Source organism: Bacillus manliponensis, from assembly GCF_000712595.1.
Taxonomy (GTDB): domain Bacteria; phylum Bacillota; class Bacilli; order Bacillales; family Bacillaceae_G; genus Bacillus_A; species Bacillus_A manliponensis.
Map to the genome: position 1 here is coordinate 315517 of NZ_JOTN01000003.1, position 13120 is coordinate 328636.

Here is a 13120-nt window from a genome sequence, read left to right on the forward strand (position 1 = left end):
TATAAATCATAATCATTACGATTTCAGCATACAGTTATATATAACTTATATGGCGTGTTTAGAAAAAGGACAAGCATTATTATAACGGAGGGAAGAAGATGACGTTTGTTCGGCTATCTAGGGAATGGATTGGGATGTTGCTTGTTGGATTGTTTGTTTTCCTACTTTTTTTCGTTGATTTTACGAGCTTATCATCATTGCAAGCGAAGGTTCCAAGTGAGTGGCTGAATGTAAATACCATTTTTTTAAGTATCTTTTTTGAGGCGGTACCGTTTATTTTACTTGGTGTGTTTATTTCAGCAATCATTCAAGTGTTTGTAACGGAGGAGATGATTCATAAAGTGTTACCGAAATCACCAGTAGTGGCAGTGATTCCGGCGGCATTTGTTGGTGTTATTTTCCCAATGTGTGAATGCGTCATTATTCCGGTTGTAAGAAGGCTTATGAAAAAAGGATTACCACTTCATGTAGCGATGGTCATTCTTGTGAGCGCTCCTATTTTAAATCCAGTTGTCTTTCTATCGACATACTATGCTTTTCGGACAAATGAAACGATTTTATATTCTCGTTTTGGAATTGCTTTGCTTGTCGCATTATGTATTGGTTTCTTTATGTATGTACTATACCGTGGTCAAAATGTGTTAAAAGAGGAGAATATTCATGTGCCAGAGCATCAGAAAAAGAGCTGGAAAGATGTTGCAAATCATGCAGCTGACGAGTTTTTTGATACAGGGAAATTTTTATTAATTGGTGCTTTTTTGGCGAGTTTATTCCAAACATTTTTAGATCGGCAGTTACTCGAAGTAGTCGCAAATAATGAAGTAGTTTCACCAGTTGTCATGATGGGCTTTGCGTACGTATTGTCATTATGTTCTGAGGCAGATGCGTTTATTGCGGCATCGTTTGGTCAAATCTTTTCAGCGAAAGCACTTACTGCGTTTCTTGTATTTGGTCCGATGTTAGATTTAAAAAATACACTTATGTTGTTTGCTTATTTCAAAAAAAGATTTGTCTTTACATTTATTTTTATTGTAACAGCTCTCGTATATATCATCGTGCAATTTTCGATGGGTAGGTGATTAGAGTGGGAGAGAAAAAAGGATTTCATACGTATATTCGCGGTATTATTTTACTTGGATTTTCGATGTTACTATTTAAATTACTTGTAACTGGTGATATTGGGCTGTTTATTGCACCAAAGATGATAAAGTTTATTTACTTTGCGTTTTTCGTTTCGTTTGCACTTGGTTGTTTACAAGTATGGGATAGCGGAAAGAAAGAGCGACATGGTTGTCATTGTTGTCATGACCATGCGCTGCCGAAAACAGGGATGGGTTCATTTTTGTTTTATTGTTTATTTCTCATTCCAATTGTGAGTGCCTTTTTATTTTCAAATGTAACAATTGATGGCAGTGTAGCGGCAAAAAGAGGAATGAATCAAAGTGTACAAGAAGAATCGGCAGAACATAACAAAGACACACCACTTTCTGCTTATGCGGTAGAAGCAATGCAGAAATTAGAAACAAATTTGTTAAAAGAAGAACATATCAAAATAGAGGATACGAATTATATGGCGACAATCGATATTATTGGACGAGATGTGCTTGGATTTAAAGGGAAGGAAGTGACTTTTATAGGTTTTGTGCATCGTGATAAAGAAGTGAAAGGTGACAAAGCAATTGTTGCCCGTTACGGAATGGCATGCTGCGTGGCAGATGCATCTGTTTTTGGGATGATCGTATCAGGAGAGAATATTGGAAAAGTACGTAACGAAACATGGGTACAAATCACGGGTGTATTACATGAAACAACGTATAAAGGAGTGTTATCACCACTTGTGAAAGCGAAAGAAATTGAAGAAATTGAAATACCAAAACAACCGTATGTATATCAATAATGTCGGAAAATGTCGCATTTTTTAAAATTACCGTTGCGAAATTTGAGTGATGCTTTTAAAATAGGTGTAGATATTTATTATATTGAAATAATAAGTTTGAATAATGTGAAAATTGTGTTTTGTCTAGAAGTTTACAAAAGGGGAATGTATAGACGATATGCATCATGTTACGAGCTTGTAAGGAGAGAAGTAAAATGAAAAGTGTAAGATTACCATCTATGACAGAAATCATCGTACTTTTACTAATGTTTCTTGGCATAGTCTTTTCCTTTCAAACGATTTTTGAATTGCCAATTCAATTAGCGTTATTTATTTCGTGGTTCCTTGTCATTGGACTTGGTATCCGATTAGGATTTCGTTATCAAGACTTACAAGATGCGATTACGAAGGGGATTTCTAATGGATTAGAAGCCGTACTTATTTTACTTGCAATTGGTGCTCTTATCGGTACATGGGTTGCGGGCGGTGTTGTGCCAACACTTATTTATTACGGGTTAGAATTTATTCATCCAAGTATTTTCTTATTAGCGACGTTAATTATTTGTTCCATTACATCGATTGCAACAGGTACATCATGGGGAACAGTTGGTACAGCTGGTGTTGCGATGATGGCAATTGGTGAAGGTCTTGGTTTCCCGCTTCCATTAGTAGCTGGAGCTGTTTTATCCGGAGCATACTTTGGAGATAAGCTATCACCATTATCTGATAGTACGGTACTTGCTGCTTCCATGGCGAAAGTTGATGTAATTGCTCACGTACGTGCCATGCTTGTATTAGATGTTCCTGCCTATATTATTACAGGAATCATGTTTACAGTTGCAGGCTTTATGTATGGCGGAGACAATTTTGATTTAGAGCGCGTAGAGTTTTTAAAACAATCGTTATTAAATGAATTTGATATTAAAATTTGGATGCTTGTTCCAGCTGTAGTTGTTATCGGACTATTAGCAATGAAGCGACCATCCATGCCAACCATTGCAATGGGTGCATTAATTGGAGCGATTTGGGCAGCATTATTCCAAGGTATGGACTTTGGAACTGCAATTGGTACCGCATACAACGGATTTAAAATTGACTCAGGTGTTGAATTTATCGACAAGTTATTAAACCGCGGCGGTATTGAAAGCATGCTTGGATCTGTAGCTGTTATCATTTTCGGTCTTGGATTTGGTGGCTTGTTAGAGAAATTAGGAGTATTAAAGGTTATTGTTTCTAAATTTGAACAAAAACTAAACTCAACAGGAAATGTTACAGTATCAACGTTAATCGTAGCATTCTTAGCAAATATTTTTGGTTGTGCAATGTACGTATCACTTATTTTAACACCAAAAATTATGCAAGAAAGTTACGATAAACTAAGATTAAATCGCCTTGTATTGGCGCGTAACTCTGAAGTTGGTGGAACATTAACATCTGGTATGGTCCCATGGTCTGATAACGGTATTTTCATGGCCGCAACATTAGGAGTAGCAACAATGTCATACGTTCCATTTATGTGGATGAGCTTCGTATCACTTGCACTTGCAGTGATTTACGGATACACAGGTAAGTTTATGTGGACAGTTGATGAGAAAAAAGAAGCGCAAGTTTCTTAATTTTGAACACCCCTCTGCTTTGGTGGAGGGGTGTTTTTTTGTAAAGTTAATAGTCAGAAAAAATCGACATTTCATGTGTTGTATGTATAAAATAGAATTTGAATTCGTAACATTATCTCATACATTATGTTATTGCCTTTATCCCGCATTAACGGGCTGTAAGACTCCCACCTCAAAACTTAAGACAAAACGAAGAAGTTTAGGTGGGAGATAAACAGCCCGTAAAAGCCCGATTGGTCGGGATGACACTCAGTGGGTCCCCACTGAGTGAAGTTTCACTTTATCGTACAAAATACGTGAAAGAGAGGATATATATAATGGAATTTCTTTTTCTTTTTGTGTTTTTACTTATTATAAATGTTGCTGTTGTAATGATTGCAGCACGAAATCGAAAGCGATGGTTCATTTCTGGTGGGATTGTTATGTTATTAATTGCCCCGCTTGTTTTAGCGGTTACAGGTTATACGCTTGGTGTAACAAGTGGTGATGGAATTGGAGGAGGAGTTGCTGGATTTACCTTTGGTGCAATAACATTTGCAAATGGACTTGGTTTTATAGTGAGAGGTTTTATGCTAAGTCAAAAATGATGTAAGTAGAAGGGATGAGCTTAGATCAAAAATTTTTATAGATAACAAAGAGGTGCTATGGTGTTTAATAAATTATTAGAAGATGAGAAAATCCATGGAACAGAAGTGAAAGTAAATTATAGAGAAGCGGTCAGAGCTATTATTATTCAAGATGAAAATATTCTGCTTGTCCATTCTAATCAGGGAGATTATAAATTTGCTGGTGGCGGAGTCGAAAAGAATGAAAGTCATGCTGAAGCGCTTTTGCGTGAGATAGCAGAAGAAACGGGATATATTCGCTGTATCGTTAAGGAGAAAGCCGGTGTTGTGATTGAACGAAATGTTGATGAATATGAAGAAGGTGCTTATTTTCAAATGACATCACATTATTATTTTTGTGAATTGATAGATGGTATAAAAGTTAACCAAAAATTAGATGATTATGAATTAGAACAAGAATTTATGCCAGAGTGGGTATCAATTGAATACGCGATTGAGCAAAATGAAAAAGCGATGAAGCAACGTCATTACAATGGATGGATAAAACGAGAGAACTTTGTTTTACATAAATTAAGTAAATAAGTGTTATGAAAAGGAGAATAGGGTGAAATCGGTGCAACTTTATCATTTCAGAGTATAGAATAAAGTCTTGTTATTATTATAATAAAACACCTTTTCATTAATGATAATCATTATCATTTCTTGTGAATTTCTGCTACAATGTAAAAGTAGCCATTATATATTATAAGGGGATGAAACCATGGATTACAGAATTGAAAGAGATACACTAGGAGAAATGAAGGTTCCAGCTGATAAGTTGTGGGCAGCACAGACGCAGCGTAGTAAGGAGAATTTTCCGATTGGGATAGAGCTTATGCCGTTTGAAATTGTGAAGGCGTTTGCATTATTGAAGAAGGGTGCAGCACTTAGCAATAAAGAATTAGGAAAGTTGTCTGCTGAAAAGGCGGATGCGATTGTGCAGGCAGCAGATGAAGTAATCGAAGGGAAATGGGATGCGCATTTTCCACTTGTAGTATGGCAAACAGGTAGTGGTACGCAGTCGAATATGAATATGAATGAAGTGATCGCAAATCGCGGTAATGAAATTTTAGCAGAGCAAGGTCATGATGCGCGCATTCATCCAAATGATGATGTGAATATGTCGCAAAGCTCTAATGATACGTTCCCAACGGCACTTCACGTTGCGTGTGTCATTGCAGTAGAGGAGCAAGTGTTACCAGCAGTTGCGAAATTAAAAGGTACACTACAGGAGAAAGTAGAGAAATTCGAACATATTATTAAAATTGGTCGTACGCACTTACAAGATGCAACGCCGTTAACGTTAGGGCAAGAAGTGAGCGGATGGCATCGTATGCTTGAGAAAACAGAGCGTATGATTTCTGAAAGTAATACATATATGAAAGAGCTGGCGATTGGTGGAACAGCGGTTGGTACAGGTATTAACGCACATCCGAAGTTTGGCGATATGGTTGCAACGGAAATTAGTAGGTTTACTAGTAAGCAATTTGTATCAGCAGAAAATAAGTTTCATGCCTTAACAAGTCATGATGAGGCTGTATTTGCGCACGGTGCTTTAAAAGCGTTAGCAGCTGATTTGATGAAAATTGCAAATGATGTACGTTGGCTTGCGAGTGGACCACGCAGTGGCTTAGGTGAAATTACAATTCCAGCAAATGAGCCAGGAAGTTCAATTATGCCAGGGAAAGTAAATCCAACGCAAAGTGAAGCATTAACGATGGTTGTAGCGCAAGTAATGGGTAACGATGCAACGATTGGCTTTGCGGCAAGTCAAGGAAACTTTGAACTTAACGTATTTAAGCCTGTTATTGCTTATAATTTCTTACAATCTGCAAGACTATTAGCAGATGCAATCGTTGCGTTTAATGATAAATGCGCAGTTGGTATTGAAGCAAATGAAGAGATTATTGAAAAACATGTAAACAATTCGTTAATGCTTGTAACAGCGCTAAATCCACATATCGGTTATGAAAATGCGGCAAAAATTGCGAAGCATGCTCATACTGAAGGATTGACATTAAAAGAAGCGGTACTTCAATCCGGTTTATTAACAGAAGAACAATTCCATGATATTGTAGATCCGAAAAAGATGATTGCGCCAAAAGAATAAAAAGTTAGAAAATTTTAAATAAAAAGTTGAAAGTGTAGCTTGTTTTTTTGTATAATGGAACAAGTGAATTGAAACGAAAGAATAGGAAGGGGCGAATCGTATGAATACATGTATGCATGATATGAAGACAGCGATTCTTTTCTATTCTTATTTACAGGAGTGAAGGCATTTGCCTTTGCTCCTTTTTTTGTGGAAAAAACATGTGAAGGGAGAGTTAATATGCTGAAATATAAACGAGTGTTAATTAAACTGAGTGGTGGTGCGCTTTCTGATGGGAATGGAAATAGTTTTGATGCAAAACGATTGGAGCATATTGCAAATGAAATTGTTTCGATTGTGAATTTAGGTGTAGAAGTTTCGCTTGTTGTTGGTGGCGGAAATATTTTTAGAGGAAGTTTAGCGGACCGCTGGGGAATTGATCGAGTAGAAGCTGATAATATTGGTACGCTTGGCACAATTATGAACAGTTTAATGTTAAGGGGTGTACTAAAAAGTAAGACAGAGAAAGAAGTGCGTGTGATGACATCCATGCCGGTTACATCTGTTGCTGAGCCGTATATTCATTTGAGAGCAATTCATCATTTAGAAAAAGGCTATATTGTCATTTTTGGCGGTGGAAATGGTCAGCCGTTTGTGACGACAGATTATCCGAGTGTACAGCGTGCAATTGAGACGAATAGTGATGCTATTTTAGTAGCAAAGCAAGGAGTTGATGGGGTATTTACGAGTGATCCGAAGCGTGATAAAGATGCGAAAATGTATAGTTATTTGCATTATGATGATGTTGTGCAAAATGATATAAAGGTCATGGATCAGTCAGCGTTACTTTTAGCACGTGATTATAAACTACCTGTTCACGTCTTTAACTTTGATAAAGAAGGTGTCATGAGAGACATATGTTTAGGAGAACATGTTGGTACGTTGATTCATAATGAGGAGACAACACTTTGCTAAATTTTAGATTAAAAAAGGGGAACTTAATATGGTTATTGAAACTAGTAGATTAACAATTATTCCTTGTATGCCTGAAACAATTCACATTGTAAATGAACAAAAATACTATGATGGACCGCAAATAGAAAACTATATGAAAAGACTAGAAGAAGATTCATCCCAGTTATATTGGGGGGTGTGGCTTGTAACCGAAAAGGTTGATGGTATACTCGTTGGAGATATTGGCTTTAAAGGAAAGCCAAATGCAGATGGTGTAGTAGAAGTAGGTTATGGTTTTCTTGAGAGTGCTAGAATGAAAGGATATGCAACGGAGTCTGTCGGGGCGCTCGTAGATTGGGCGTTTAGACAGGAAGAAGTCACTCGTGTTATTGCAGAAACACTCCATGATAATGCGGCTTCAATCCGAGTACTTGAGAAGATTGGAATGAAGCGAGTTAGTGAAACGGAGAAGATGGTGAATTGGGAAATAGTATAGTGCTCTAGAGCCTTTGTGTATATTCATCTATTAGTATGCTCACTGCTTATGTAGTATATAGAAAGAAGGATATTGCAGTTTAAAAAGAATCGGAAGACCTTGGTTTGGTCTTCCGATTCTTTTTTGTGAATTTTATTTTTGGGAGCATTCTCAGTTGAAAAACTAGTATAAAAATTGTGGTTCAGTTTGAAGAGAATAGCCACTTCGAACTTGTCCAACCCAATTTGCGAAAAATTGCTTCCATGCAGTGCTTGCAAAAAAGGCATCTACAGATTGTCTTGCAGAGTTCCAAGTTATTATTGTGAATGGTGCATTTCCTAATTGCCAAATCCCTCTATTTTCGTCAGTATTGTTCTCCCGAATTAACAATAAAGGGAGGCCGTATTGATACCCCATAGAAGGTTCAATTTGTGAAAAAGGACTTCCTTCCCAAAACTCTGTTGGTGTTGGAGATGGATCAATATTCGTTTGTAATAATCTTACAAATAATCGCTCGAAGTCTACTGCCACTAGTCCATAACTTGATAAAATCATTCTTCTTATACTAGTTAATGGTGCTTCAGGATATAATTCGCTTCTAGGTATCGTACGAGGGAAGAAGAGTGCATTCTCAATTTCTAAAATGAGCCTGTCTAAAAATTGCTGCTGAAGAGAATTAAGTGTATTAGAGGTACTTAAAAATACTGGAATTCGAAATGCTTGATCCATAATGGCTTGTAGTTTCGAAGAAGTGTAGACTCCTTGTTCTGTATTTACATACGGAGTGCTATTAGTGTTTTCCATTTGTATTCTCCTTTCTTCATCACTAACTAATATATGTCACTTCGTTATGAAAGTTTTGGGTGTTTTACAAACAAAAATAAGATGTGTTTGTAAAATAGGTAAACGACACGTTGTAAAGTTTGTTTTCATGTGATAAGATGTAGAAAATAAACGAGTGTTAAATATGTTTAGTTTTTAGATAGATGATTTGGAGGAATGTTTAGTATGAGTGATATTTCAGAATGGTTTTGGAATGCTTCTGTAGAGGAACTGAAACAGGGATATGTATGGAATGAGGAAAAAGAAGAATTCATTTGTTTAGCATGCGGGGAAACATTTGTAAAAGGGGTAATTTACGAGGAAGACAATGTGTTATATGAAGCAGAGAAATTTACAAAAATTCATATCGCAAATGAACATACGTCTATGTTCCATTACTTATTAAGCTTTGATAAAAAACTGACAGGATTAACGGATTTGCAAAAGAAAATGTTGGAGTTCTTTCAGATGGGCTTAAATGATAAAGAAATTGTGAAAGAAATGGATGGTGGTAGTACGTCAACAATTCGTAACCATCGTTTTACTTTACGAGAAAAAATGAAACAAGCAAAAGTGTTTCTTGCTTTAATGGAATTATCTGAGAAAAAAGCAGAGAAGCAAACAAAATTTATACCAATTCACAGAACGGCAACGATGGTTGACGATCGATACAACATTACAGAAAAGGAAAATGAAGAAGTGTTAAAACTACATTTTCCAGAAGGATTAAATGGGCCATTATGTAATTTTCCGAAAAAACAAAAGCGTAAACTCATTATTTTAAAGCAGCTCACGAAACGCTTTGATCATCAAAAGCAATATACGGAAAAAGAAGTGAATGATGTATTAGCAAATGCGTATGATGATTATGTTACATTACGAAGATATTTAATTGAATATGGATTTTTAGACCGTACAGCTGATGGCAGTATGTACTGGGTGAAGCGATAAAGTGAAACTTCACTCAGTGGGGGTTTTCTTCACCCCCCACTGAGTGTTAGTTGAACCGATCGGGATAAATAAGGAGTGAAAAAGATGAATAGAAAAGCTGAACTGAAGCAGTTGTATAAAGAGATAAAAATAGAAGCAGGGATTTATTCGATTACAAATACGAAAAATAATAAAGTGTATGTTGATAGTACGAGAAATTTAAAAACAATTAGCGGTAGAAAATTTGAATTAAATGCTGGTTCTTGTACAAACCGAGCGCTTCAAATGGAGTGGAATGAATATGGAGCGAGTGCATTTCAGTTTGAAGTGCTAGAAGTATTAAAGAAAAAAGATGACCCGTATTTTAACGAAAAAGAAGAATTGAAAAAGTTAGAAGAAAAATGGGTTGAAAAGCTACAGCCATACGGTGAACGTGGGTATAATTAATTCGTAAACGTATTTTAATTTTTAAAAAATAAATAAAAAGTTATTGACAGTCATTATAGGAGCAATCTATAATACGAATCATACTTATTCAATCAAAAAAATATTTTGAATAAAAGCAATGAAGGGATCACAGTAGTGGGTATCTTCCTGTAACAGAGAGCTGATGGTTGGTGTGAATCAGTACAGAGATAATCATGAATTACAATCCTGGAGCATCTTTTTCGTAGTAAAGATGTATATCTTTATGAAGGGAAAGACGGTCAAATGATCGTTAACAATGAAGAGAGATAGACGCAAGGTCGTCTATAACTAGGGTGGTACCGCGATAATAATCGTCCCTACTGAGTAAATCAGTAGGGATTTTTTGTATAGAAGCGGTCCAAATTGAAAAGTAAATGATGTATGCAATGAAAGGAAAAGGAGTAGCAACTGTTTCCCTGTAACAGAGAGCTGGTGGTTGGTGTGAACCAGTACAAAGACAAGTGCGAATTACAGTCCTGGAGCATCTTTTTCGTAGTAAAGATGTATATCTTTATGAAGGAAAAGACGGTCAAATGATCGTTAACAAAGAAGAGAGGTAGACGCAGGGTCGTCTACAACTAGGGTGGTACCGCGATAATAATCGTCCCTACTGAGTAAATCAGTAGGGACTTTTTTGTGCATTTTTATTGATGGTATCGTTCTCAAGTAGAGGGTTATAAAGACTTATTTCAGAAAAAAGGTAATTTTCTATTTTTAAAAATTTAAGGAGGCTTTTACAATGGCAAATCATGAGTTAGAACAATTACGTAAACAGGTGGATGAAATTAATTTACAGTTATTACAATTACTAAATGAACGTGGCCGAATCGTTCAAAAAATTGGGGAGCAAAAACAAGTACAAGGTACAAAACGCTTTGACCCAGTACGTGAGCGCGAAGTATTAAATATGATTGCAGAGCATAACGATGGACCGTTTGAAACATCAACAGTGCAGCATATTTTCAAAACAATTTTCAAAGCGAGTTTAGAATTACAAGAAGATGATAATCGCAAGGCACTACTTGTTTCACGTAAGAAGAAACAAGAAAACACAATTGTGGATGTAAAAGGTGAGTTACTAGGAAATGGAACACAAACATTCATTATGGGACCTTGTGCAGTTGAAAGTTTAGAACAAGTTCGTCAAGTTGGGCATGCGATGAAAGAACAAGGATTAAAATTAATGCGAGGCGGTGCATTTAAACCAAGAACATCACCATACGATTTCCAAGGTTTAGGTGTTGAAGGATTACAAATTTTACGCCAAGTTGCTGATGAATTCGACTTAGCAATTATTAGTGAGATTTTAAATCCAAACGATGTAGAAATGGCGCTTGACTACGTTGATGTTATTCAAGTAGGAGCAAGAAATATGCAAAACTTTGATCTGTTAAGAGCTGTAGGTAAAGTAAATAAACCTGTGTTACTAAAACGTGGTTTAGCAGCGACGATTGATGAATTTGTTCATGCAGCAGAGTACATTATGGCGCAGGGAAATGATCAAATCATATTATGTGAACGTGGTATTCGCACATACGAAAGAGCAACGCGAAACACATTAGATATTTCCGCTGTACCGATTTTAAAGAAAGAAACACATTTACCAGTAGTTGTAGACGTAACACATTCAACAGGACGCAGAGATTTATTATTACCAACGGCAAAAGCAGCGTTAGCAATTGGAGCAGATGCAGTAATGGCAGAAGTTCATCCGGATCCAGCAGTTGCATTATCTGACTCAGCACAGCAAATGGATATTCCAGAGTTCCATAAATTTATGGAAGAACTAAAAGGATTTAAAAACCGATTATCTTAATTTCATATGAAACATGCAGAGAAAGGGCGCGAGTAGTACTTATGGCTTTGTTACAGAGAGCTGATGGTTGGTGTAAATCAGTACAAACATAAGTATGAATTACACCCCTGGAGCATCTTTTTCGTAGTAAAGCGAAAAGTCTTTATGAAGGGAAAGACGGTCATAGCGATCGTTAATCATGAGAAGAGGTAGGCAACTTTAGTCTACAATTAGGGTGGTACCGCGATAATCATCGTCCCTACTGAGCGCTCAGTGGGGACTTTTTTGTATAAAAAATAGTAGAGGGGTTAGGAAAATGAGATATATAACAGCTGGAGAATCACACGGTCCGCAGCTCACTGTTATTTTAGAAGGTGTACCTGCAGGATTAGCATTAACAACAGAGCATATAAATAAAGAGTTATTAAGACGACAAAAAGGACATGGCCGCGGAAGACGGATGCAAATTGAGATGGATACGGTGGAAATTGTTAGTGGTGTTCGTCACGGTATGACACTTGGCTCGCCGATTACATTAATCGTAAAAAATGATGATTTTAAACATTGGACAAAAATTATGGGCGCTGATCCTATTTCAGAGCAAGAAAGTAAAGAAATGAAGCGTACCATTACGAAACCACGTCCAGGGCACGCAGACTTAAATGGCGCAATTAAATATGGACACCGTGATATACGAAATGTATTAGAGCGTTCCTCTGCAAGAGAGACAACGGTACGGGTAGCAGCTGGTGCAGTGGCAAAGCAAATTTTAAAAGAGTTAGGTGTTGAGATTGCTGGTCATGTACTTGAAATTGGCGGTATAAAAGCAAATGATAGCGGTCCATTATCGATAGAAGAAATTCAAATGATTACGGAACATTCACCTGTTCGTTGTTTAGATAAAGAGACCGAGCAAAATATGATGCATGCAATTGATGAAGCGAAAAGTAGCGGAGATTCAATTGGCGGGGTTGTAGAGGTTATTGCTGAGGGAATGCCAATTGGTGTTGGAAGCTACGTACATTACGATCATAAACTAGATGCAAAACTAGCAGGAGCGATGATGAGCATTAATGCTTTTAAAGGTGTTGAAATTGGAATTGGATTTGAGGCGGCAAGAAGACCAGGAAGTTTCGTCCATGATGAAATTGTTTGGAATGAAGAAAAAGGCTATATGCGAACAACGAACAACGCAGGTGGATTTGAAGGGGGTATGACTACTGGAATGCCAGTTGTTGTAAAAGGTGTGATGAAGCCGATTCCGACATTATATAAACCGCTCGCAAGTGTAGATATTGAGACGAAAGAAGCATTCCAGGCAAGCATTGAGAGATCTGATAGCTGCGCAGTTCCAGCAGCAAGTGTTGTAGCAGAAGCAGTTGTAGCATGGGAGCTTGCGGATGCATTAGTCGAACAATTCGGGAAAGACCGTATGGAACTGATTGCGCAAAATATAGCGCAGCATAACAAATATGCAAAAGAATTTTAAA

The 13120-nt window shown here is 36.9% G+C and carries 13 protein-coding genes and 3 other annotated features; of the genes, 12 read left to right on the plus strand and 1 reads right to left on the minus strand.

From position 1 onward, the window contains the following. The first annotated feature begins 98 nt into the window (after positions 1–98). From BAMA_RS05665 to BAMA_RS05700, 8 genes are all read left to right on the plus strand, one after another. Positions 99–1079, plus strand: a complete 981-nt coding sequence (locus BAMA_RS05665; protein ID WP_034637006.1) for a permease — start codon at positions 99–101, stop codon at positions 1077–1079. A gap of 65 nt (positions 1080–1144) precedes the next feature. Next, positions 1145–1897, plus strand: coding sequence for a TIGR03943 family putative permease subunit (locus tag BAMA_RS05670; RefSeq protein WP_415782933.1), 753 nt, complete (start codon positions 1145–1147; stop codon positions 1895–1897). Positions 1898–2091: 194 nt separating this feature from the next. Continuing rightward, the gene (gene nhaC / locus BAMA_RS05675) at positions 2092–3492 is read left to right on the plus strand and encodes a Na+/H+ antiporter NhaC (protein WP_034637007.1); all 1401 of its coding nucleotides are present in this window, start codon (positions 2092–2094) and stop codon (positions 3490–3492) included. A 317-nt stretch (positions 3493–3809) separates the two neighbouring features. Next, the gene (locus BAMA_RS05680) at positions 3810–4079 is read left to right on the plus strand and encodes a hypothetical protein (protein ID WP_034637008.1); all 270 of its coding nucleotides are present in this window, start codon (positions 3810–3812) and stop codon (positions 4077–4079) included. Positions 4080–4136: 57 nt separating this feature from the next. Continuing rightward, positions 4137–4640: an NUDIX hydrolase gene (locus tag BAMA_RS05685; RefSeq protein WP_034637009.1), complete on the plus strand. Its 504-nt coding sequence runs from the start codon at positions 4137–4139 to the stop codon at positions 4638–4640. Positions 4641–4818: 178 nt separating this feature from the next. Next, positions 4819–6207 carry a class II fumarate hydratase gene (gene fumC, locus BAMA_RS05690; RefSeq protein WP_034637010.1) on the plus strand — a complete coding sequence of 463 codons (1389 nt, stop codon included), beginning with the start codon at positions 4819–4821 and terminating at the stop codon, positions 6205–6207. Positions 6208–6426: 219 nt separating this feature from the next. Further along, positions 6427–7161, plus strand: a complete 735-nt coding sequence (pyrH, locus tag BAMA_RS05695; RefSeq protein WP_034637011.1) for a UMP kinase — start codon at positions 6427–6429, stop codon at positions 7159–7161. 28 nt (positions 7162–7189) lie between these two features. Next, positions 7190–7636, plus strand: coding sequence for a GNAT family N-acetyltransferase (locus tag BAMA_RS05700; RefSeq protein ID WP_034637012.1), 447 nt, complete (start codon positions 7190–7192; stop codon positions 7634–7636). 162 nt (positions 7637–7798) lie between these two features. Here the strand turns inward: BAMA_RS05700 and BAMA_RS05705 are convergent, their stop codons facing one another. Next, positions 7799–8419 carry a hypothetical protein gene (locus tag BAMA_RS05705; RefSeq protein ID WP_034637015.1) on the minus strand — a complete coding sequence of 207 codons (621 nt, stop codon included), beginning with the start codon at positions 8417–8419 and terminating at the stop codon, positions 7799–7801. Positions 8420–8623: 204 nt separating this feature from the next. Between BAMA_RS05705 and BAMA_RS05710 the strand changes: the two genes are divergently transcribed. From BAMA_RS05710 to aroC, 4 genes are all read left to right on the plus strand, one after another. Continuing rightward, positions 8624–9388: a DUF2087 domain-containing protein gene (locus BAMA_RS05710; protein ID WP_034637017.1), complete on the plus strand. Its 765-nt coding sequence runs from the start codon at positions 8624–8626 to the stop codon at positions 9386–9388. A gap of 84 nt (positions 9389–9472) precedes the next feature. Beyond that, positions 9473–9814: a GIY-YIG nuclease family protein gene (locus BAMA_RS05715; protein WP_034637019.1), complete on the plus strand. Its 342-nt coding sequence runs from the start codon at positions 9473–9475 to the stop codon at positions 9812–9814. A 109-nt stretch (positions 9815–9923) separates the two neighbouring features. Beyond that, positions 9924–10157: a binding site (T-box leader), on the plus strand. A 55-nt stretch (positions 10158–10212) separates the two neighbouring features. Continuing rightward, positions 10213–10447: a binding site (T-box leader), on the plus strand. A gap of 127 nt (positions 10448–10574) precedes the next feature. Next, positions 10575–11651 (plus strand): bifunctional 3-deoxy-7-phosphoheptulonate synthase/chorismate mutase, encoded by a 1077-nt coding sequence (locus BAMA_RS05720; RefSeq protein WP_034637021.1) that lies wholly within the window; start codon positions 10575–10577, stop codon positions 11649–11651. Between the two features lie 9 nt (positions 11652–11660). Beyond that, positions 11661–11894, plus strand: a binding site (T-box leader). A gap of 52 nt (positions 11895–11946) precedes the next feature. Then, the gene (aroC, locus tag BAMA_RS05725) at positions 11947–13119 is read left to right on the plus strand and encodes a chorismate synthase (protein WP_034637023.1); all 1173 of its coding nucleotides are present in this window, start codon (positions 11947–11949) and stop codon (positions 13117–13119) included. Position 13120: the final 1 nt, after the last annotated feature.